Origin of the sequence: Sedimenticola selenatireducens, from assembly GCF_007625115.1 — a bacterium.
GTDB classification, from domain to species: domain Bacteria; phylum Pseudomonadota; class Gammaproteobacteria; order Chromatiales; family Chromatiaceae; genus Sedimenticola; species Sedimenticola selenatireducens_A.
Window position 1 is genome coordinate 188,312 of record NZ_VMNH01000007.1, and the last position, 20,753, is coordinate 209,064.

Annotated in this window: 22 protein-coding genes; 15 read left to right on the forward strand and 7 right to left on the reverse strand. The window is 49.7% G+C overall.

What is annotated here, in order from left to right; genetic code table 11:
- Positions 1-5: 5 nt before the first annotated feature.
- Positions 6-1,058, reverse strand: coding sequence for an efflux RND transporter periplasmic adaptor subunit (locus tag FHP88_RS08030; RefSeq protein WP_144358519.1), 1,053 nt, complete (start codon positions 1,056-1,058; stop codon positions 6-8).
- Entirely contained in the window at positions 1,055-1,480 is a 426-nt protein-coding gene (locus FHP88_RS08035; protein WP_144358520.1) for a MarR family winged helix-turn-helix transcriptional regulator, read from the reverse strand. Before FHP88_RS08035 ends, FHP88_RS08030 begins: the two co-directional genes overlap by 4 nt.
- A gap of 157 nt (positions 1,481-1,637) precedes the next feature.
- Between FHP88_RS08035 and FHP88_RS08040 the strand changes: the two genes are divergently transcribed.
- From FHP88_RS08040 to FHP88_RS08100, 13 genes are all read left to right on the forward strand, one after another.
- Positions 1,638-2,180: a glycine zipper 2TM domain-containing protein gene (locus FHP88_RS08040; RefSeq protein WP_144358521.1), complete on the forward strand. Its 543-nt coding sequence runs from the start codon at positions 1,638-1,640 to the stop codon at positions 2,178-2,180.
- Between the two features lie 36 nt (positions 2,181-2,216).
- A complete protein-coding gene (locus tag FHP88_RS08045) occupies positions 2,217-2,537 on the forward strand; it encodes a PepSY domain-containing protein (protein WP_144358522.1) in 321 nt (106 codons plus the stop codon).
- A gap of 9 nt (positions 2,538-2,546) precedes the next feature.
- Entirely contained in the window at positions 2,547-3,230 is a 684-nt protein-coding gene (locus FHP88_RS08050) for a response regulator transcription factor (RefSeq protein ID WP_144358523.1), read from the forward strand.
- Positions 3,230-4,573 carry an ATP-binding protein gene (locus tag FHP88_RS08055; protein WP_144358524.1) on the forward strand — a complete coding sequence of 448 codons (1,344 nt, stop codon included), beginning with the start codon at positions 3,230-3,232 and terminating at the stop codon, positions 4,571-4,573. Before FHP88_RS08050 ends, FHP88_RS08055 begins: the two co-directional genes overlap by 1 nt.
- Before the next feature lie 142 nt (positions 4,574-4,715).
- A complete protein-coding gene (locus FHP88_RS08060; RefSeq protein WP_144358525.1) occupies positions 4,716-5,642 on the forward strand; it encodes a hypothetical protein in 927 nt (308 codons plus the stop codon).
- A gap of 3 nt (positions 5,643-5,645) precedes the next feature.
- Positions 5,646-6,257, forward strand: a complete 612-nt coding sequence (locus tag FHP88_RS08065; protein ID WP_144358526.1) for a PilN domain-containing protein — start codon at positions 5,646-5,648, stop codon at positions 6,255-6,257.
- Positions 6,254-6,955 (forward strand): hypothetical protein, encoded by a 702-nt coding sequence (locus FHP88_RS08070; protein ID WP_144358527.1) that lies wholly within the window; start codon positions 6,254-6,256, stop codon positions 6,953-6,955. The genes FHP88_RS08065 and FHP88_RS08070 overlap by 4 nt, the downstream gene beginning before the upstream one ends.
- Positions 6,948-7,322, forward strand: coding sequence for a hypothetical protein (locus FHP88_RS08075; RefSeq protein ID WP_144358528.1), 375 nt, complete (start codon positions 6,948-6,950; stop codon positions 7,320-7,322). Before FHP88_RS08070 ends, FHP88_RS08075 begins: the two co-directional genes overlap by 8 nt.
- Positions 7,319-9,067, forward strand: a complete 1,749-nt coding sequence (mshL, locus tag FHP88_RS08080) for a pilus (MSHA type) biogenesis protein MshL (protein WP_144358529.1) — start codon at positions 7,319-7,321, stop codon at positions 9,065-9,067. The genes FHP88_RS08075 and mshL overlap by 4 nt, the downstream gene beginning before the upstream one ends.
- 3 nt (positions 9,068-9,070) lie before the next feature.
- On the forward strand, positions 9,071-9,964 hold the full coding sequence (locus tag FHP88_RS08085) for an ExeA family protein (protein ID WP_144358530.1): 894 nt from the start codon (positions 9,071-9,073) through the stop codon (positions 9,962-9,964).
- Positions 9,961-11,292 carry a tetratricopeptide repeat protein gene (locus FHP88_RS08090; RefSeq protein WP_144358531.1) on the forward strand — a complete coding sequence of 444 codons (1,332 nt, stop codon included), beginning with the start codon at positions 9,961-9,963 and terminating at the stop codon, positions 11,290-11,292. Before FHP88_RS08085 ends, FHP88_RS08090 begins: the two co-directional genes overlap by 4 nt.
- 3 nt (positions 11,293-11,295) lie before the next feature.
- Positions 11,296-13,035, forward strand: a complete 1,740-nt coding sequence (locus FHP88_RS08095) for a GspE/PulE family protein (RefSeq protein ID WP_260843200.1) — start codon at positions 11,296-11,298, stop codon at positions 13,033-13,035.
- A gap of 39 nt (positions 13,036-13,074) precedes the next feature.
- On the forward strand, positions 13,075-14,298 hold the full coding sequence (locus FHP88_RS08100) for a type II secretion system F family protein (protein WP_144358532.1): 1,224 nt from the start codon (positions 13,075-13,077) through the stop codon (positions 14,296-14,298).
- Positions 14,299-14,360: 62 nt separating this feature from the next.
- Here the strand turns inward: FHP88_RS08100 and FHP88_RS08105 are convergent, their stop codons facing one another.
- Together FHP88_RS08105 and FHP88_RS08110 are read right to left on the reverse strand one after the other, a co-directional pair.
- A complete protein-coding gene (locus FHP88_RS08105; RefSeq protein WP_144358533.1) occupies positions 14,361-14,849 on the reverse strand; it encodes a 2TM domain-containing protein in 489 nt (162 codons plus the stop codon).
- Positions 14,850-14,987: 138 nt separating this feature from the next.
- Positions 14,988-16,070: a DUF2333 family protein gene (locus FHP88_RS08110; protein WP_144358534.1), complete on the reverse strand. Its 1,083-nt coding sequence runs from the start codon at positions 16,068-16,070 to the stop codon at positions 14,988-14,990.
- An 83-nt stretch (positions 16,071-16,153) separates the two neighbouring features.
- Here FHP88_RS08110 and gorA point away from each other — a divergent pair, with 83 nt between their 5' ends.
- Positions 16,154-17,506, forward strand: coding sequence for a glutathione-disulfide reductase (gene gorA, locus FHP88_RS08115; protein WP_144358535.1), 1,353 nt, complete (start codon positions 16,154-16,156; stop codon positions 17,504-17,506).
- Positions 17,507-17,523: 17 nt separating this feature from the next.
- Here gorA and rsgA read toward each other — a convergent pair whose 3' ends face one another.
- The 3 genes from rsgA to FHP88_RS08130 are packed head-to-tail and all read right to left on the reverse strand — an operon-like array spanning position 17,524 to position 20,107.
- Positions 17,524-18,531: a small ribosomal subunit biogenesis GTPase RsgA gene (gene rsgA / locus FHP88_RS08120; RefSeq protein ID WP_144358536.1), complete on the reverse strand. Its 1,008-nt coding sequence runs from the start codon at positions 18,529-18,531 to the stop codon at positions 17,524-17,526.
- Positions 18,532-18,548: 17 nt separating this feature from the next.
- Positions 18,549-18,836: a cytochrome c gene (locus FHP88_RS08125; RefSeq protein ID WP_144358537.1), complete on the reverse strand. Its 288-nt coding sequence runs from the start codon at positions 18,834-18,836 to the stop codon at positions 18,549-18,551.
- Positions 18,833-20,107 carry a M48 family metallopeptidase gene (locus FHP88_RS08130; RefSeq protein ID WP_144358538.1) on the reverse strand — a complete coding sequence of 425 codons (1,275 nt, stop codon included), beginning with the start codon at positions 20,105-20,107 and terminating at the stop codon, positions 18,833-18,835. Before FHP88_RS08130 ends, FHP88_RS08125 begins: the two co-directional genes overlap by 4 nt.
- 76 nt (positions 20,108-20,183) lie before the next feature.
- On the opposite strand from FHP88_RS08130, the gene orn reads away from it, so the two are divergent.
- Positions 20,184-20,753, forward strand: a complete 570-nt coding sequence (gene orn, locus FHP88_RS08135) for an oligoribonuclease (RefSeq protein ID WP_144358539.1) — start codon at positions 20,184-20,186, stop codon at positions 20,751-20,753.

The following is a 20,753-nucleotide window of genomic DNA, read 5'->3' on the forward strand; positions in this document are numbered from 1 at the left end:
ACCTGTTATTTCTCAATAATCTGTACGGACTGATTGGGTTGTAACCGGTCATTGCCATCTACAACTACCTGCATGCCGGCGGTGATAGGTGGTTTCAGGATTCCCAGAAGATTACCTGTACGGGTAACAATATCGATAGGTAACATATTGGCCTTGCCGTCTTTGATGGTGTAAACAAAATCTTTTCCTTTAAAGTTCACCAGAGCATCCCGGGGTAGCATACGCAGTGTCTGTGGAATGCTGGTGGGGATCTCTACACTGGCTGACATGTTCTGGACCATGCCAGTCTGGTAAGGAATGCGTATCTTTAATGTGATGCTTTTGCTCCGCAGATCGGCGATAGGCACCAATCCGAGGATTGTGCCGGATAATTTCAGATCCAACGCTGGGATAGTCACGGGTACCGCTAATCCTGCTCGCTGGTATCTGGCCAAGTTTTCAGAGATTGAGACTTTGATTACCAGGTCATCTGTTGAGGCGATCTTGCAGACCGCAACACCCGGGTCGATCCACTCGCCGAGTTCCTTCAATTTTTCCAGAACCACTCCATCAAAGGGCGCAAGCACGGTGCTCATGTTGAGCTGTAGCTGCAGGCGTGCCATCTCCTCATCAAGCACTTCTCGCTTTTTTTGCAAAGAACGATGATCAAAACGTGTGTCGTCATAGGCCTGGCGGCTGGCTGAATTGGTTGCAAGCAGGCTTTCCAGTCGTTTTAGTGTGCCGGTGAGTTTCTCGATATCCGCAGAGACCTGGGCACGTTGCTTTTGCTTGATGTCCATATCCTTCAGAATTAGATCGGTATTCAGTTTTACCAATGCCTGTCCTGATTTGACGAGAGCACCCTCCGTGGCATGTTGCTGTGTCACGCGTCCAGAGGTCTCTCCGGATACAGCCGATACCCGGTCAAAGTCAACCACGCCGGCTTGAATACTGGTGGTGGCGACTTCTTGCTCCGTTACGGTAGTTACCACGACACGGGTAGGTGGGGCATCTGCGGCAATCATTTGATTGCAGTAACTGAGTAACAATAGGGTGAGTGCAGATGTTGAGTGTCTCATTTCAAATTTTCCATCAGTCGTGTAAGCAGTTGATTTAATAGGGTCCGTTCCGATTCTGAAATCCCGTTATAGACGCGGGCTCTAAAGTTAATCGCCAATGCCTCCAGTTCTGGACGAAGTGCAACGGCTTGAGGTGACAGGAATACCTGCATCGCCCGGCGATCATTTGGGGCGTGCCTTCGTATGATGAGCGATTTGGTTTCAATCTTTTCAAGAATGCGGGTGACATTGGGTCGGTCTTTTCCGAGTCTGTCTGCGATTTCGTGTTGGGTGAGTCCGTCGTTTTCCCAGAGTAGCCCCAATACTGCAAACTGAACGGGTGTAATTTCATACGAATCTAAGGTCTTGGAAAGGCAGTGTTTAAACTGTGCGGCTGCACGTAACAGTTGAAAGCCAGGGCCGTCTCGTAAAGTGTAATGCATTAGCTGAACTCACATAATAGTTGTCATGACAACTTATGGTTTGAATGCGATAAAGTCAAATGAATTTCTGTTCAGCTTTGGTTAAGGAATGGGTGGCTAATCTGTACTCGACGGTAGGGGAATAGTCCTCTGACCAAGAGAAAAAAAGGATAAAGTCATGAAGAAGATTACTCTGCTATTAGCCGCTACACTGAGTACAGCAACCGCTGTTTCGATGGCAGATAACAGCTTTTATGATAAAGCGCGGGTGCTGAACAGCAAGCCGCTATATGAAACAGTGAGGGTTAATCATCCTGAAGAGCGTTGCTGGAATGAGCGGGTACATCACCGTGGTGGTTCACGAAGTGATTCGTACACCCCCACTATTGCGGGTGCAATTGTGGGTGGTGTTGTTGGTAATCAGTTTGGCAAGGGACGCGGTAAAGATGCCATGACGGTTGCGGGTGCCTTGTTGGGTGCCTCTGTTGGAAATGACCTTGGGAAGAAGCCCGGTCGCGGCTATGTTACGTCTGAGCGCCGTTGTGAAACGGTGGATAACTTCAGAGAGCATGAAGAGCTGGTGGGATATCATGTAAAATACAAATATAACGGACAGGTATTTCATACTCGTACCCAGAATGACCCGGGACAGTATATTAATGTGACAGTGTCGGTTGCCCCAACAGAAAGCTCTGGATATGACTTTCGAGGGTATGATTGAGCGATGGGTATTTAGTTTTTCAGTGAGGAGGGTTGTATGGTTTTGACATTTCAGCGACAGCTCATTGTGGGACTGCTACTGGGTGGGCTGTTAATCAGCCTACCGGTAGCGGCGCAAAAGTATCGTTCGCCAGAGGGTCAATCGTACAACCGGAGCAGTCAGCGTGAGGACCTGGATTCTACAGTCGAAAGGATTCGCAGGGAGACGGGTGGCCGCGTCCTGCATGCCGAAACAAGAGAAAATGCGGGCCAGCAGGAGCATCGTGTCCGAATTATTACTGATCAGGGGAAAGTGAGACGGTATCGGATAGATGCAGGATCAGGCCAAGAGCTGTCACCACGAGAGAGACGACGCTAAGGGGTTTTCATGCGAGTATTGGTAGTGGAGGATGAGGCCAGCCTGAGAAGCCAACTGCAGAAGCGGTTGGTCGATGAGGGCTATTCAGTCGATGTGGCTGCCGATGGAGAAGAGGGGCTCTATTTTGGTCAAGAGTACCCGTTTGATCTGGCTATTATTGATCTTGGATTACCCAAACTATCAGGCATCGAGTTGATTCGTCGACTCCGGCAGCAGCAGATCAGCTTCCCGATTTTGATCCTTACGGCTCGGGACAATTGGCAGGATAAGGTTGAAGGCCTGGAGGTGGGTGGCGATGATTATCTCGTCAAACCATTCAATATGGAAGAGTTGCGGGCTCGACTCAATGCCCTACTGCGACGCTCAGCAGGTTATGCATCCCCGCAGATTACCTGGGGGCCCATTACCCTGAATACCGCGAGACAACAGGCCTCACTCGACAATAAAGAAGTCGTATTGACAGCCTATGAGTATAAGGTCCTTGAGTACCTGATGCTTCATGCTGGAAAGGTCATTTCAAAAACTGAACTCACCGAACACATCTACGATCAGGATTTTGATCGGGACTCGAATGTGCTTGAGGTGTTTATTCGAAGACTGAGACGCAAATTTGATCCGGAAGGCGAACTCAAACCCATTGAAACGCTCCGTGGTCGAGGTTATCGTTTTAGTCTGCAACAACCACCTGCCTAATGCGATCCATACAGAGTCGGCTTTTACTCGCTGCGTCGGTTGTGCTGGCGCTATTCTTAGGGCTGGGTGCCATTGCCCTTGATCGTGCCTTCAGGGATAGCCTGGAAAGTGCTCTGGAAACCCAGTTGATGGGGCAGGTTTATGCCTTATTAGGTGCCGCAGAAACCGATAATCAAGGTCGGATGCGTCTGCCCAAGACCCTTCCGGATCCTCGGCTTGTAAGCCCTGACTCGGGACTCTATGTCCAGGTTAAAGGTGAGCAGGGTAATTACCAATGGCACTCTCCCTCTAGTATCGCAAGACAACTACCTCCTCAAACACCGGTTCCGTCAGGCCAACAGCAATTTGATTATCTGAGCGACGATGAATCATTTTATCAATTGAATTATTCACTGCTCTGGGAGGACGACACAGGAAGGGAAATTGCCTATCTTTTTACCGTCTCTGAGAGTGCGGAAAGCGTGCAGAAACGGATTGCTGTTTTCAGACGGACTATACTGCTTTGGCTTGGTGGTGCTGCATTTATCCTGCTGATCCTACAAGGTGTGGTGTTGCGTTGGGGTATGAAGCCGTTGCGCACGGTGGAAGATGACCTGCAAATGATTGAAACCGGTATGCAGGAACAGCTCCAAGGAGATTACCCGAAAGAATTGCGGCGTTTGACGCAGGGCATTAACTCACTGATCAAGCACAACAGTGCCAGTCGTGATCGCTATCGGCATAGTCTTGGTGACTTGGCCCACAGCTTAAAGACCCCCCTAGCGGTTCTACAAGGTACTGCAGAGGGCCAGGATGCTCAACAGTTACGTGAAGCTATTGCTGAACAGATACCCCGAATGAACGAAATTATCCAGTACCAGTTGAAAGCTGCCGCTGTTGCAGGCCGGGTGGTATTTGCCCAGGCAACACCTGTTCGACCGATTATTGATCGCCTGGTGGAAACGCTGGATAAGGTCTATCACGATAAATTGATTACCTGCCGTTGTGATGTTGATGCTGAGCAGTTATTTACCGGGGAGCCGGGTGACTTACTGGAGTGCCTTGGGAATCTCTTGGAAAATGCCTATAAATATGGCCGCTCTCAGGTGCATATCTATCTGGATGAAACAAGATCAATGAATTCAATCATTCAAGGCAGATGCCTCTGTATTGAAGATGATGGGCCGGGTATTCCACAGGCGATAAGAGTGCGTGTGCTTCGCCGGGGAGAGCGGGCTGATCAGCGAACCCCAGGTCAGGGTATTGGACTGTCTGTTGCCAGTGGCATTGTCCACTTATACGGAGGAAAACTGGAGATTGGTGATTCGCCATTGGGGGGCGCGCTTATCTCAATCCAGATGTAGCCAAGGAGGTTTATTTGAAAAGTTGATCTAAAATCGCAAAAAAAAACCTAAAGCCATTGATTTTTCAGTCGTTATATCGGATTGTACGCATACTAAAAGAAGAGTTTATCCGGTTCATAACGGAGATAGGGTTGCCGATTCGATGCTTAAATTGAAAAAGAGGGTAAAAGCCAGTCTACAAGTGGGTGTGGGCTTTCATGCGGATGGATTCTCTTTGACGGCAATTGACTGTACTGCGGGAAAGTGCCGGATTGAAGTATGCACTTTCTTCCCCCGGGATTCAGCGGATGATGCCTTCACCTCAGTGCATGATGCTGTGAAGGCGCAAGGGTTGCGTGGCGTGCCGGCGGTCGCTGTACTATCCCCCGGTGACTATTCACTGTTTCAGGTCGAAGTACCTGAAGTTGAACACGAAGAGCTGAAGAGCGCTATTCGTTGGCGTATCAAAGACTTACTCGACTTTCATATTGACGATGCCGTTCTGGATATCTTCGATCTCCCGGTTTCGCAACGCCGAACCGGCCCGCGTATGATGTATGTGGTTGTCGCGAAAAAGAGTTTGATTCAGACATACATCGATCAGATGCAGGTAATGGGTTTTGATATTGCGGCTATCGACATTACTGAGCTGACCCTACGCAATGTGCTTGCATTATCGGATAAACCGGATGCATTCCAGGCGCTGCTCTATCTGCCTCCGCGCTACGGCATGATTGAGATTGTTCAAGGAGATACGCTTTATCTGAATCGTCGAATTGAGATCAATGGCAGTGATCTGGAAGAACAGGGAGGATTTGGACTGGATGAGCAGCTCGAATCCCTGGTGTTGGAGTTACAGCGATCACTTGATTATCACGAGAGTCAGTTTGGTCTGGGCCTGATACCCGATATCTCGATTATTGCACCGGAATCAAGAAGAGAGCGTTTGCGCGAGTTTGCTAATGAAAGTCTTGCGGCTAATGTGACACTACTCGATCTTAATGGAAAACTTGACGGGGTGGAGTCTATAGACGCTTCGATACTCTATCGCTGTTTGCCTGCTATTGGCGCTGCCTTGAGGAGTGACTAAGGTATGCGTAAACAACAGATTAATCTTTATCAGCCCATCTTCCGCAAGCAGCATGTGGCCTTCTCTTTTCAGGTGATGTTGATCATCCTCAGCGTAGCACTATTTGCTATGGGCTCTCTGTATGGGCTAAGTAAGTGGCATAGCGTTCAACTGAAACAGCAATACGCCTCACTGCAAGCCCAAAATCAAAGTCTGGAAACCAATGTTGCCAGTATAGCCGAGCGCATGCCCGTGCCTCAGGTGAATAAATTGTTGGAGAGTGAGCTGAAGCAACTGGTGGATAAGCGCAAGACAGGATTTGCACTATTGAATACGTTGCAGATGAGGATTGCAGCGAATAAGGAGGGTTTTTCAGGCTATTTTGAAGGCCTCGCGCGCCAGACTATTGCTGATCTCTGGTTTACCCAGGTTGCTATTTCAGAAGCGGGTGCGCATCTATCACTAAAGGGTAAAACACTGCAGCCCGAAGGCGTGCCACAGTTATTGAAAAAACTCGAAGATGCACCTGCGTTTACCGGAAAAAATTTCCAGGTGGTAGAACTGTTACGCCCTGAAGGTTTGAGTGATCCTCTCGATTTCAGCCTTATGACTGCCGTCAGGAGTAAAGAGCAGTGAGTATAGTGTCTGCAAAATATACACTCCTGGCGAATCGATTCGATGCACTCACCTTGAGAGAGCGTTTGATGATTCTGGCATTGCTGTTGGCTGTAATGGCAGGCGCCTGGCTGAATCTGTTATGGGACAAGGAAACGCTCATTCAGAGTCAAATTAAAAGTGAAGTCGATCAGCTGAGTGAGCAGAACGATCTGCTGAATGCAAAGCTGAATGGCTTGGTACGCCAGGCCGAACAAGATCCTAATGTGGCTATCCGCAAGGAAATAGAACAGGCCAAGCAGGTTATTGAGCAGATGGAGGGGCGTATCAAAGGTACGGCAGAGGCCCTGATCGAACCTCAAGAGATGGCCAAACTCTTGGAACGCATGCTGCTCAGCAGTGACAACCTGCAGTTAGTCCGTCTCAGTACAGTCAATACTGAGGCGCTGGGTACGGCTAAAACGAAAGATGAAAAATCTATTGAAGAGGGTGATGAGAAGTCCATAAAGGCTGCGGAGCGAAATATTTTTCGCCATGGATTTGTTGTCGAGTTTGAAGGTGATTATCTCTCGGTTTTGCGTTATTTACAGGCGCTTGAAGCATTGCCCTGGCAATTTTTCTGGGATGGGATAGAACTGAGTGTAACGGAATATCCGGTTACACGGGTTAAATTGCAACTGCATACCCTGAGTCTTTCTGAGGGGTGGATCGGTGTTTAAGTTATCGCCCAGTCAAATTTTACTGCTCATGCTATTGCCTCTATGTGCAAGCAGTGCGGAATTAAGAGATCCGATGGAACCTTATGGCTATCGGTCAGCCGGGGATATTCCGCTTGAATCTATTCAAAATACGCCCTTGGATGGGATTACCTTCCGACTTTCAGGTATATTTGTCGGACCTAAAGGAAATAGTGCGGTGATTAATGATCGGCGAGTCTACGTCGGTGAGCAGATTGATGGTGCTCAGCTTGTCACAATAGATCCCCATGCAGTTGAACTCGAATTGCAAGGCGAAAAAATTAAAATTGAATTATTGCCGATTTCCGTAAAAACACCGGCAAAGGGTTTATCCGGAGGGGGAAAATGAACCTGTTTCATCATGTGATCCGATCATCTCTGCTACCATTCACGTTAGTGTTACTGACGGGTTGCCAGAGTATGGCGCCAAAGGATGGTGGCACCATGGCTACCATTCAGGATCATCTGAAGACACCCCCTGTAGCAGAAAAACCGGCCGCTTTGCCGCCGCCAGCCGTAACTGCCGCATTATTACCACCGGCGAATATGCAGTTGCCGAAACCCAGCAGGCGAACAACAGAAGCCCGTTTTGATGTGAATGTAAGCGAGGTGCCGGTGCGGGCATTTCTAATGGGTCTTGTCGAGGGCACTTCTTACAACATGGTGGTTCATCCACAAGTCGATGGGACACTCTCCCTCAGTCTGAAGCAGGTGAGTATTCCTGACGTGATGGAGGTTTTGCGGGATGTCTATGGCTATGAATATCAGCGAGTACGAAGTGGTTTTCATGTACTGCCTGCACGACTTCAATCACGGATTTTTCAGGTCAATTATCTGAACATGAAGCGCAGTGGCAGCTCACAGACTCGCGTGAGCTCAGGACAGGTATCTGGATCGAGTAGCAGTGATGATTCTGAAAGTTCAGACACCAGTTCCAGTGGCGTCACTTCGGGTAGTGAGATCAATACTACATCAGAGGCCGATTTCTGGACCGAGCTTTCAAGTGCGCTTCAATCGATAGTGGGAAGCGGTGCCGATCGTTCCGTCGTAGTTTCTCCGCAATCGGGTATTGTTGTTATTCGGGCAATGCCCAATGAGTTAAGAGAGGTTGAGGCCTTTCTTGAGTCAACCGATGAGGCCATGCATCGGCAAGTGATACTTGAAGCCAAGGTGATTGAGGTTGAGCTCAATGACGGTTTTCAGGCAGGTATCAACTGGGCCAAGATGATGACGGTTAATGGTGATCGCTTCAGTATTGGGCAGACGGGAAGCGGCGCCACGATGTTTGATAATCCGGGTCGGGCGGGTGTTGAAATGGCCAGCGGGGGTATCAGTTCACCTACTGAAGCTTCACCCGTCAGCTTTACCAGCTTCTCGGCTTTTGGTGGTCTGTTTGGTGCGGCGCTTAATACCGGCAGTTTCATGGCGTTCATTGAGTTGCTCGAATCGCAGGGCAATGTACAGGTGTTATCCAGCCCACGTATCTCAACACTGAATAATCAGAAGGCCGTGATCAAGGTAGGCAGTGATGAGTTTTTTGTCACCGATGTCTCGAGCACGACCACGACGGGTACCTCCACGACTACCACACCGGACATCACACTGACACCGTTTTTCTCAGGGATTGCATTGGATGTGACGCCGCAAATTGATCGATTTGGCCGGGTGACTTTGCATATACATCCTTCAGTCAGTCAGGTGACCGATCAACAAAAGGTGATTCAGGTTGGTAATGAAACACAGAATCTTCCTTTGGCAAAGAGCACGGTGAGAGAGTCAGATAGCCTGGTCTATGCCCAGAGTGGCCAGCTTGTTGTGATTGGCGGGTTAATGCAGGATACCCGGGGTGAAGAGGTTGCCTCTACACCTTTGTTGGGCGATCTGCCTCTGATTGGAACACTGTTTAGACATACACGCCAGGCTGCGAAAAAGAGTGAACTGGTCATTGTGTTGAGACCAACGGTGGTCGAGAGTTCCGAAACCTGGCGATCACGCGTATCTGAAACTGCCAATAGGATTCAGAAACTGGATCAAGGATTTCACTACGGAAGTCAGCCTGAAGTATTTGGCAATCAGGGTGAAAAAGCCGAGTGAATCATGTACATAAACCACTTTGGACTTAGAGAATCCCCTTTTAGTCTGACCCCGGATACAGATTACTACTACTCTTATGCGGATCACCAGGAGGCGCTGAATGTGCTTCTGGTGGCGTTGCGTATGGGGGAAGGATTTTTAAAGATAACCGGGGAAGTGGGTACAGGAAAAACACTGATTTGCCGTAAGCTGCTCAATATCCTGGCTGACGAAGGGATGGTGACCGCCTATATACCGAACCCCTATCTTACCCCTTCTGCACTTCGCTATTGCCTGGCTGAGGAGTTGGGGGTGGAGTATCCAATGAATATTGGTGGGCATCGAGCATTGCAGCTTATCAATAAGCAGCTGATCGACTTAAAGGCCTCGGGGCGGCAGGTAATACTGTTACTGGATGAAGCCCAAGCGCTGCCTGAAGAGACACTGGAAGCTATCCGTTTACTCACAAATCTGGAAACAGAAAAAAGTAAACTGCTGCAAGTAGTACTCTTTGGTCAGCCAGAGCTGGATGAACATTTGAACCGTTCCTCTGTCCGGCAATTAAAGCAACGCATCACCTTTTCCCATGCAATACATCCGCTTGATCGCGAAGGCTGTCAGGGCTATCTCTATCATCGGCTTCATGTGGCTGGTTACTCGGGTGAATCGCTCTTTGATGACAAGGCGCTGGATTGGCTATGCCGTGGTAGTCGGGGTATTCCTCGATTGATTAATATCCTAGCCCATAAGTCCATGATGGCAGCCTATGGTGAAGGTAAATCGACTATAGAAACGAGTCATGTAAAGCGGGCCATTGATGATACGGAGGATGCCTTTTTTCCACCAGGCAGAATGGCTCGATTTTGGCATGCCCTGTTTAGTTCACGCTCTGCACCCGCACTTCGAGGTGGATCATGAGTCTGATTAATCAGATGCTCCGTGATCTAGATAAACGCGAAAATGAGAGTGAGAAGGCGCGGGAGATTGTAACCCCGGTTCCGGTACCTCAGCGTTCAGGCGCCAAGCGGGGCGTTCGCTGGCCAATTTGGATCGTGTTTGCAGGTCTTGCGAGTGTTTTATCTGTTATTTTGGTGCCGCAGAGTCAGCAGTGGCTGAGTGGCATGCTGAATGCTAAACCGGCTGTTTCAGATACGCCCTTGACGTTACAGGATAAGACGGATTCAAGCGTTAGCAGAACATCAGACAGCGTCACAGTCAGTGAACAGATTCCACTTAAAGATCTGAAGGCCAATGATCTAGTCGATGATCGTGTTATGACGATTTCTGATCATTCGGTGGAGGTTGATCCTATTGTTCGGCCCGAAGATGCGGCGTCAAAGAATACGCTTTTAGCTGAAGTCGCGCATCCCAAATTACAGGTGCAGTCTGAATATCCTCAACGGACCAGTGATCAGCCAAAGACTGTAAGTGATCAATTGGATGAACCGACAAGTCAGCACGCTATCATTGCAACAGCTTCTATAGCTGAAGCTGATCAAAGTGAGAAAGGCAGGCCTCGTATTGATACCGATAAGGTTGTAGCAGAACAGGTAAGTGCACCTGCTGCACAGATAATAGCTTCCAAGAGCGCTCAGCCAAAAATGCCAGTGGAGCAACAACAGGAGATCAAATCTGTTATACAAGTGAAGAAGGTAACGCCGAGACGGGTACAAGCATCTGCCGACAGCGTTTATCAAACCGCATTGCAATTTCTGAACGAAGGGAATTTATCCGATGCAGAGGCGTCACTTAGGCATGTGTTGACCCTGGATCAGCGTAATCACGAGGCACGCCGTATTTTGGCAATGCTGTTATTGAATGCAGGGGAACGAGGTGAATTCACATCGCTCCTCAATGAGGGAATTCAGATGGCGCCTGGCCATGCGCCCTTTGTCACCTTACTCAGTAGGGCGCTGCTCGATTTTGGGGAAAACGCCAAAGCGATTCATCTACTTGAGCGGCATCTGCCAACGATGGGTGATGATGCAGAGTTACTTGAATTATTGGGGTCACTGTATCAACAGTCTGGCCAATATGCGGCTGCCATTCTGCGGTATCGTCAGCTGTTGGAGAGACAACCTGATAATGCGCGCGCTGTAGCCGGCTTGGCTATATCGTTGGATGCATCTGGCAAGCAAGGTGAAGCGTTGAGTTTATACAAACAGGCGCTGAATTACAGGTCCTTACCTGATGAAGTGAATGAGTATGCCCGACAGCGGGTGTTGGCATTATCGGTGGAGCGATAAGGTATGGTTGAAGAGGAAGAGATGGGCCGCACCGAGGGTGTCCGTAGTCGAAAACGGATTCGTATTGGTGATCTGCTGGTTGAGAATAAGGTTATCTCCGAAGGCCAGTTGCAAGCTGCACTGACTGAGCAGAAACGCTCTGGGCACAAACTGGGGCATACGCTGATCGAGCTGGGCTTTATTGACGAACAGCGCCTGTTGGATTTTCTGTCTCAGCAGCTGCAGATCCCGTTTATCGACCTGACCAGTTTTGCGTTAAAACCAGATGTGATTAAACAGTTATCTGAAACTATTGCACGTCGCTATCGCGTGATCTTGTTGGAAGTCCGGGATAAAGATGTGCTGGTTGGGATGGCCGATCCGACAGATCTGTTTGCCTACGATGAATTGGGTCATGCACTCAAAAAACGTATTCGTCAGGCTGTTGTCCGTGAAAGTGATCTACTGGATGCGCTGGATCGTATGTATCGGCGGTCCGATGAACTTACCTCTCTGGCAGGTGAACTGCATGAAGACCTGACACAAGGTGACTTTGACCTTGGAAAGTTGATGCAGACGGTAGAGGCGGGCGATGCGCCTGTTATTCGCTTGCTTCAGACCTTGTTCGAAGATGCGATACAGGCCAAGGCGTCAGATATCCATATTGAACCCGATGAAGAGGTGTTGCGGATACGCCAACGTATAGACGGCGTTTTACATGAGCACGTGATGAATGAACGACGTATTGCACCGGCACTGGTGCAGCGACTGAAGTTGCTGGCCAGTCTGGATATTTCTGAAAAACGTTTACCACAGGATGGACGTTTCCAGATTACAGTTAAAAAGCACTCGATCGACGTCCGCCTTTCTACCATGCCGGTTCAACACGGAGAGGCGGTGGTCATGCGCTTGTTGGATCAGAGTTCTGGCATACTCAGTCTGAGCGATCTGGGCATCCAGGATGAGATGCTGAAAAGATTGCGCATGCTGATCATGAAACCCCATGGCATGGTATTGGTAACGGGACCAACGGGTAGCGGTAAAACCACCACACTCTATTCTGCACTGAGTGAACTGAATGTGGCTGAAAAGAAGATTATTACCGTGGAAGACCCGGTTGAGTATCGACTTCCGAGGATTAATCAGGTCCAGGTACATGAGCAGATTGGCTTGACGTTTGCCCGGGTGCTGCGAACCGCCATGCGACAGGATCCAGATATCCTGCTGGTAGGTGAGATGCGTGACCTGGAAACGGCCCAGATAGGCCTGCGAGCCGCTATCACGGGCCATTTTGTACTTTCCACTCTGCACACGAACAGTGCTATTGGTACAGTGAGTCGCTTGCTCGATATGGGCGCACCAGGTTATCTGATGGCCTCTTCATTGTCCGCTATCGTCGCACAACGCCTGGTACGCCGTATCTGCACCCACTGTGCTGTGCCCTATGAGCCTGATGAACTAGAGCAAGTCTGGCTAGACGGTGTTGGACATGATTTTGACTTGAGTGGTTTGCGTATTGGTAAAGGGTGTAACCGTTGCGGCAATACGGGTTATCGTGGTCGAGTGGGTATCTATGAGATGCTGGAACTGAATGGCGAGATGGCGGCCGCACTACGTCGGGATGATCACGAATCCTTTGCACAGATTGCGAATGCCAGTAGCCATTTTGTCCCCTTGTGGAGATCGGGGTTGCAGTATGCCTCGGAAGGAATAACCTCACTCAGTGAAGCGATTCGGATTGCAGGTGATGTGGAGGTTTCCTGATGACAAATCAGCGACGGCTCACGGGTCTGAGGGGTACTGATGCGGGCTTTTGAGTATAAAGCACGAAACCGCCGCGGTGAGGCACTGACGGGGACCCTTGAAGGGGAGAGCCCTGAGGCTGTTGCCGAGCAACTGTTTCGTTCCAACCTGACGCCCATAAATATTGTACCGGTTGAAAGACGCAGTTCGAGTACCGAAATTAAACTGGGTTGGTTTAAGCCGAGAGTAACACTGGATGAATTGGTATTGCTCTGCCGCCAGCTTTACACCTTGCAGAAGGCAGGCGTACCGATTCTGCGTAGTCTGGGCAGTCTGATTGATACGACCCGGAATCCAACCCTGGCAGCGGCCCTCAAAGGTGTCTCCGATGATATTCAATCCGGCCGAGAGCTGCATATGGCGCTGGCTCGCTATCCTGACATCTTTTCGCCACTCTTTATCAGCCTGATTAAAGTCGGGGAAAGTACCGGTAGATTGGATGAGACATTTCTCCAGTTGGCAGGTTATCTGGAGCTGGAGAAAGAGACCCGCAATCGCATTAAAAGTGCGACTCGTTATCCTATGACCGTCATCCTGGCGATCGTTGTGGCCATGGTTATTATCAACATCTGGGTAATTCCTGCCTTCGCGGATGCCTTTGCGCGATTTGATGCTGAATTGCCCTTTGCTACCCAGATTTTGTTGGGGGTTTCAAGTTTCACACTGAACTGGTGGCCCTATCTGCTGGCGGGTACCTTGGCAGGCGTGCTTGGACTTCGGTTCTGGATTATGAGTGAAGAGGGTGGGTACATTTGGTCGCGGATGATTCTGCATACACCGCTGATCGGGCATATTCTTAAAAAGGCGATATTGGGTCGATTTTCACGCTCATTGGCTTTAGCGATGCGTTCAGGCGTACCACTGGTCCAGGCATTGACCGTTATCTCTGGTGTGGTCAATAACGCCTTTGTCGCTGAGCGTATTTTGAGTATGCGGGATGGTATTGAAAGCGGCGATTCAATCGCCAGAACCGCTGCCGCCACCGGGATGTTTACCTCGATGGTCTTGCAGATGATCGCAATAGGTGAAGAGACGGGTGCCGTTGATGACCTGTTGCTGGAGACGGCGGAGCATTATGAGCGAGAGGTCAAATATGATCTGGCGAGACTCTCTGATGCCATCGAACCCGTGATTATTGTAATCATAGGAGGCATGGTGCTGATTTTGGCCCTGGGTGTATTCCTACCGATGTGGGACCTCTCATCGGCAGTGCATAAAAACTGATCTTTGTTTAATGAAAATATAACCACCGAGCATCCAAGTTTAAGCCTGGATGTTCGGTTAATTCACTTCCTTTGTTCTAAATGAACCAGCTCCGATTTCCTGCGTTTTAAAAATCCATAGGCATGAAGGCCTCTCAAACTGAGGGGAATGCCCCAGAAAAAGAGTGGATAGTAGAACCAAAGAGAATCGCTGCTGGTAGTGATGTCGACAATAAACAGCCCGAGATTGACGAGCAGGTAGATAATTAGGTGGCGATGGAACTGTTCGATCCGCTCCTCGCGTTTGTGTAAGGATGACATGGGTTGTTGCTCCACTGGTGCGGTTGAAGTCACCTCTACAGTGGGTGTGGTATTAGTCACACTGTTCTGCAGTAGTGAAACGTCAGTATCAAATGCGCAGGCAATGGCCTTGAGTGTATCCAGGGAAGCGGTACCACCCTGTTCTATGCGCTGAACGGTGCGAACACTCAAACCGCTGATTTCGGCCAGCTGTTCCTGTGACCATGCACGTCTTAATCGCTTACTCTTTAACCAGTTTTCTTGATCTGACATTGAGGCTACCTTCGCTACAGCTTTCAGTATTTTCTGATGGCGCTGTGCTGGCCACGACAGTAGGGTGACAGCAACCTGACAGATGCTCCAATATATTGAATATTAAATAATTATCAGGCTATTCCATGTCTTAGTGGATTACCCTTCACTCAGCAGGTTTCGTAAGTCGATAACTGCTGCATTGGCGCGGGATATGTACGATGCCATCACCAGTGAGTAGTTGGTTACGATGCCAAACCCGCCGCCGTTGAGCACCATGGGGCTCATGACAGACTGTTGTGTGGCCTCCAGTTCACGAACAATCTGGCGCAGACTGACCAAGGCATTTTTCTTCATCAGTATGTCGCGAAAATCCACCTCAACGGCCTTCAGGAAATGAATCAGTGCCCAGGTGGAGCCCCTTGCTTCGTAGAACACATCATCAATTTCCAGCCAAGGGGTGTGTACCTCAACCTGTGCGGGTGCATTGGTTGACTGGGTGGCTTCTGGGTCTCCTGCCAAATCTGTATTAAGTCGCTCCTGTCCAACACTGGCACTCAGGCGTTGCGAAAGACTTCCCAATCTTTTTTCAACCGTAGCGAGCCAGTCTTTAAGATTATCTGCACGGGCATAGAATTGGGTATTTTGAGCGTCACTCTGAGCCAAGTCATGCAGATAAGTCCGCAAAGCCTTGAGGCCTTCGCGATATTCCCCTTCGGTTGAGGGCAAGATCCAGGAATCGTTACTGAAATTAAACTGAGGCTCTGCGATCGCCAGGTATTTGTTTTCTGTGGACTGTGATTGCGAACGGCTGATGTCGTTCCTCAATGCGCGGGCAAGATCACGAGACTGAACCAGGGCGCCAAACTCCCAGTTGGGAATGTTATCGAGAAAAACGCTGGGTGGCATGATGTCATTGCTCAGATAGCCACCGGGCTTTTCAAGCAGATTTTCCATCACGCTTATTAACGATGCAGTGGTATGAGTGCCCACTACGGCTTTTGATCCAGCCAGTTGCCGTTCAGTGTTTTGCCGAATATCGAATAGTTCCGGTTCCTGGCTCCAGTAAACACTGAATCCGTACATCACTATCAAGAGTGTGAATATCAGTAGGCCGCTTGCCCAGACCCAGCCTTTCTCACGGATTGTCTGCGGGTGATAGAGCCGAATAAATTCTCGGACTAAGCGGTGCAGTTTTGATCCCAGGGCAGTCAGATAATTGTTCACTTGATATATTTCCATGAAAAAGTTGTCCCACAGCTATCCATATTGGGACAATAGGCCTAAATCCAAGCAGAGTATCCCACATTTGAAGGAGCGGTGTTATGACCAAAGTGTATGATTTGATAGCCATTGGCGGCGGTAGTGGGGGGCTTTCGGCCGCTGAACGCGCGGCAAAATATGGGGCTAAGTGCGCCGTTATTGAGGCGGGAAAACTGGGTGGTACCTGTGTCAATCTAGGATGTGTACCAAAAAAGATCATGTGGTATGGCGCCTCTATTGCACACATGCTTGAAGATGCACCGGCTTATGGCTTTGCAGTAAAGCGCGAGGGATTCGACTGGGGCACACTGATCACTGAACGTAATCGCTATGTCACCAATATCAACAATTGGTACCACACTTATCTGGCGGATTCTAATATTGATGAGATCACTGGGTATGCGCACTTTGTCGATGATCATACCCTGGAAGTGGATGGCGAACGTTATCAGGCTAACCATATCGTCATTGCACCCGGCTCCTATGCTGTAGTGCCGGAGATAGAAGGGGCGGATCTGGGTATTACTTCCGATGGTTTTTTTGGTCTTTCAGAACAACCCCGGCGTGTGGCTGTAGTGGGTAGCGGATACATTGCGGTTGAGCTTGCCGGTATGCTCAACGCCGTAGGCACTGAGGTAACCATGTTCCTGCGGGGCGAGCATCTGCTGAGAAAGTTTGACCCGATGTTACGTGAGAGCCTGATGGATGAGATGCTAGAAGATGGGGTGAATATCATCTCATCATCCCAGATTGATCGTATTGAACGCGCTGATGATGGCACTTTGAATTTACATTGCAGGGCCAATGGTCAGGTTCAAGCTGGATTCGACCAACTGATCTGGGCAATAGGCCGCAATCCCTCGTCCACTCAGCTGGGTCTTGAAAACACGGGTATCACTAAAGATGCTCAGGGCTATATTAAGGTCGATGAGTTTCAGAACACGCAGGTGTCGGGTGTCTACGCCTTGGGTGATGTGACCGATGCGCCACAGTTGACGCCTGTTGCCATTGCTGCGGCACGCAGGCTCTCAGATCGACTTTTTGGTGGAATGTTGGATAGAAGGCTCGACTACAGTCTGGTCCCCAGTGTGGTCTTTTCTCATCCACCGATTGCGACGGTGGGGCTCACTGAAGACGAAGCCCGTGCTACGCATGGTGAGGCCGTCAAAGTCTATCAAACCCGCTTTACGCCCATGTATCACGCCTTTACAAAGCGCCAGAGCAAGGTGGCGATGAAGCTGGTATGCGTCGGTGCGCAGGAGAAGATTGTTGGTTGTCATGTTATAGGATTTGGCGCAGACGAGATGCTTCAGGGGTTTGCCGTAGCCATCCGTATGGGTGCCACTAAAAAGGACTTCGACGACACGATTGCCATTCATCCAACCGGGTCCGAGGAGTTGGTGACAATGCGCTGATGGGGCATTTGCGGCAATCAGTGAGACGGGTTAAGTCCCTGGAGCATATGCAGATAGTTGCTCAGTCGTTGGGGGTGGATCTTCCCTTGTTCCACAGCTTCTTTCAAGGCGCAACTTGGCTCTTGTTGGTGGCTGCAGTTGCTAAATTTGCAGTGCCCGAGGAAATCTCTGAACTCGATAAAGCCCTGTGCTAAAGCCTCTGGGGCCAATTCACCCAGCCGGAAACTGCGTACACCGGGTGAGTCGATGAGGTGACCACCCGAGGGGAGGTCGTACAGGGTAGTGGCGGATGTGGTGTGACAACCCATCCCTGAAGCTTCAGAGAGGCGGCCAATCTGTATATCGATGTCTGGCAGTAAGGCCATAATCAGGGAAGATTTCCCTACTCCAGATTGGCCCACCAGGATACTGGTCTGATTATTCAGCCTCTCAATCAGAGGATCCAGGCCATGTTCAAATTTGGCGCTGATCTCAATCACCGGATAACCGATTTTTTCATAGTGGCCAAACTGCTGTTCAAAGGAATCGATAGCCGTTTGATCCATTAAATCCCGCTTGTTTAAGGCTATTAGGGTCGTTACACCGATCTGCTCTGCGGCGACCAGATACTGGTCGACCAGGTATTGACTGGGAGGAGGCTCGGGGGCCAGCACAATGACAATCTGAGAGATATTGGCGGCCAGCGCGCGCGCTTCACCGCTAAAGTTGGGACGTATCAGGGCTGTGTCACGGGGTAAAACAGCCGTTACCACACCCTGACCATCGTCTGTTGACTGCCATACCACCCGGTCACCACAGACCACTTGTCCAATGTTCTGTCTTGAAAGGCAATGTGTGTAGTGTTCAGTCCCGTCAGAGACGATCAGGTTCTGACCATGCCGGGTGATTACCTTTCCTTCACGTGGCGCTGTCTCGCTGACTTCGGAGAGTGCTTGATCAGCATGCTGTTCCAGTTTTTTTCTTCGCCTCTCCTGAATGGCACCTATGCGCTCTCGCTGTCTTTCAGTCAGTCTGCGTTTAGCCATGCGATGTTAGCTGCTCTTTACTTCTTGAAATGGTAGTACTCAATGTTCAGATATTCAGCCGTGTTTTCGACATCCTCATCAAACCAGTTCAGATTGAGCGCCAATTGACAGCGTTGTACTTGGGTGGATACCCCTTTTCGACTGGACACTCTTCGATCGCTTCGTGTGTAGAGTTCGCTACCATGGCAGGAGGTGCAATTCTCACTCACTTGCTTTTTACCGGCCTCGATATCAAAGGCGTTGGCCTGACTGAAGAGAGTAAGAAGAAGGCTGGATAAGGCAAGCTTCATAATGTGTGTGTTCATGCGGTGACCTCTCCCTGAGTGGAAACGGGTTCAATTTTAGCTGCGAGATGGGCAACACGTACTGGTGCGGGCGGGTGGCTGTCATGAAAGGCCGAGTAGAGTGGGTCCGGCGTCAGGGTGTTGGCATTTTCTCTGTAGAGTTTGACCAGCGCCTTTATCATCGGTTCAGCCCCTGCCTGTTTCACAGCAAAGTCATCTGCTTCAAACTCATGTCGCCGAGACATAATCGCCATAAGTGGTTGGAGGAACTGGGTAAATACCGGGAGGGCCAGCATAAACAACAGGAGAGCCAGTGCATTATCCTGTGCATTAACCCCGAGCGCCTGATAAAACCAGCCTTGTCCAGCCAGCCACCCGAGTAGGGCAAATCCGATGAGTGTCATAATCGTTGAGAGCAGTATGTGCTTAAGGATATGGCGCCGCTTAAAATGCCCCAGTTCATGGGCCAGAACCGCTTCCATCTCATCACCACTCAGGCTTTCAGCCAGGGTATCATAGAAGACGATGCGTTTATTTTTTCCGAACCCGGTAAAGTAGGCGTTGCCATGCCCTGACCGTTTGGAGCCGTCCATAATGAAGATGCCCTTGCTGGCAAACCCACAACGCTCAAGCAGTCCTTGAATCCGCTCTTTTAGTGGGCCTTCTTCCAGTGGTGTGAATTTGTTGAACAAGGGGGCAATCAGGGTTGGATAGACCCACATCATTAACAGCATGAAGCCCATCCAAACCGCCCAGGCAGCAAACCACCAGTTATCACCGGCTTGTTCCATGAGCCAAAGGATAACCCAGAGCAGGGGCGTGCCTATAAGGAGTGCCAGAAGCAGTTGCAGCAGCATATCTTTCAAATACTGTCCGGGTGTTGTGCGATTGAAGCCAAATCGTTCCTCCAGCACAAAGGTACTCCAGATCCCAAGAGGTAGAGCGATTAACCCGGAAATGAACGACAGGGTGAAAATAAGTCCGATGCCCTGCCATATTGGAGGAAGATCAATGTGTTGCCACTGCTGATGCAGCCAGTCGATGCCGCCGCCAAGTGTCCAGGCGATTAATAATGCGGTGCCGATGAACAGATCAATCCGCCCGATCTTTAATTTGGCGAGCGTGTAATCAGCGGCTTTTTTGTGCTCATTAATGGTCACTTTGTCACCAAATGCTGGTGGTACCGCATGACGATTCTTTGCCACATGCCGCTGTTGTCGCCACATCAACCAGATCTGTGTGATGACACCCAAGGTTACGGCGATCAGAAATAATTGGGTAAATAGATGCATCCATACAGGATACAGACATCGCTACGCTTCTGCTAGAATGCCGCATGTTTTGCCAGTAATCAGATCGGGAGTTGGGATGGCGCAGGATTCAAACAATTTGATATGGATCGATCTGGAGATGACCGGGTTGGAGCCGCAAAGTGACCGTATCATCGAGATTGCAACGATCGTTACGGATGTCCATCTTAACATCCTGGCCGAAGGGCCGGTTATCGCCATACATCAGTCTGAAGATGTGATGATGGCGATGGATGACTGGAATACCAATCAGCATGCAAAATCAGGGCTTACGGAGCGGGTTCGCACCAGTACATACAGTGAGTCAGATGCTGAGCAGCAGACATTAGCGTTTTTGTCCCAGTATGTACCGAAAGGGGCATCACCCATTTGTGGTAACAGTATTTGCCAGGATCGCCGTTTCCTAGCGCGCTTGATGCCGGAGTTGGAGGCGTACTTCCACTACCGTAATCTGGATGTGAGTACCCTGAAAGAGCTGGTCAATCGATGGGCGCCCTCTGCAGCCAAGGGGTTGGTAAAGAGTGGCAAGCATCTGGCGATGGATGACATCAAGGACTCGATTATTGAGCTGCAGCACTACAGAACACATTTTTTGAGAATACCTACTGCATCTGATGAAACCAATTAA

Bases quoted from the DNA above. Each gene is read 5' to 3' on its own strand.
- FHP88_RS08030 (WP_144358519.1), bottom strand. From the start codon at position 1,058: ATGAGACACTCAACATCTGCACTCACCCTATTGTTACTCAGTTACTGC.
- FHP88_RS08035 (WP_144358520.1), bottom strand. From the start codon at position 1,480: ATGCATTACACTTTACGAGACGGCCCTGGCTTTCAACTGTTACGTGCA.
- FHP88_RS08040 (WP_144358521.1), top strand. From the start codon at position 1,638: ATGAAGAAGATTACTCTGCTATTAGCCGCTACACTGAGTACAGCAACC.
- FHP88_RS08045 (WP_144358522.1), top strand. From the start codon at position 2,217: ATGGTTTTGACATTTCAGCGACAGCTCATTGTGGGACTGCTACTGGGT.
- FHP88_RS08050 (WP_144358523.1), top strand. From the start codon at position 2,547: ATGCGAGTATTGGTAGTGGAGGATGAGGCCAGCCTGAGAAGCCAACTG.
- FHP88_RS08055 (WP_144358524.1), top strand. From the start codon at position 3,230: ATGCGATCCATACAGAGTCGGCTTTTACTCGCTGCGTCGGTTGTGCTG.
- FHP88_RS08060 (WP_144358525.1), top strand. From the start codon at position 4,716: ATGCTTAAATTGAAAAAGAGGGTAAAAGCCAGTCTACAAGTGGGTGTG.
- FHP88_RS08065 (WP_144358526.1), top strand. From the start codon at position 5,646: ATGCGTAAACAACAGATTAATCTTTATCAGCCCATCTTCCGCAAGCAG.
- mshL (WP_144358529.1), top strand. From the start codon at position 7,319: ATGAACCTGTTTCATCATGTGATCCGATCATCTCTGCTACCATTCACG.
- FHP88_RS08085 (WP_144358530.1), top strand. From the start codon at position 9,071: ATGTACATAAACCACTTTGGACTTAGAGAATCCCCTTTTAGTCTGACC.
- FHP88_RS08090 (WP_144358531.1), top strand. From the start codon at position 9,961: ATGAGTCTGATTAATCAGATGCTCCGTGATCTAGATAAACGCGAAAAT.
- FHP88_RS08095 (WP_260843200.1), top strand. From the start codon at position 11,296: ATGGTTGAAGAGGAAGAGATGGGCCGCACCGAGGGTGTCCGTAGTCGA.
- FHP88_RS08100 (WP_144358532.1), top strand. From the start codon at position 13,075: ATGCGGGCTTTTGAGTATAAAGCACGAAACCGCCGCGGTGAGGCACTG.
- FHP88_RS08105 (WP_144358533.1), bottom strand. From the start codon at position 14,849: ATGTCAGATCAAGAAAACTGGTTAAAGAGTAAGCGATTAAGACGTGCA.
- FHP88_RS08110 (WP_144358534.1), bottom strand. From the start codon at position 16,070: ATGGAAATATATCAAGTGAACAATTATCTGACTGCCCTGGGATCAAAA.
- gorA (WP_144358535.1), top strand. From the start codon at position 16,154: ATGACCAAAGTGTATGATTTGATAGCCATTGGCGGCGGTAGTGGGGGG.
- rsgA (WP_144358536.1), bottom strand. From the start codon at position 18,531: ATGGCTAAACGCAGACTGACTGAAAGACAGCGAGAGCGCATAGGTGCC.
- FHP88_RS08125 (WP_144358537.1), bottom strand. From the start codon at position 18,836: ATGAACACACACATTATGAAGCTTGCCTTATCCAGCCTTCTTCTTACT.
- FHP88_RS08130 (WP_144358538.1), bottom strand. From the start codon at position 20,107: ATGCATCTATTTACCCAATTATTTCTGATCGCCGTAACCTTGGGTGTC.
- orn (WP_144358539.1), top strand. From the start codon at position 20,184: ATGGCGCAGGATTCAAACAATTTGATATGGATCGATCTGGAGATGACC.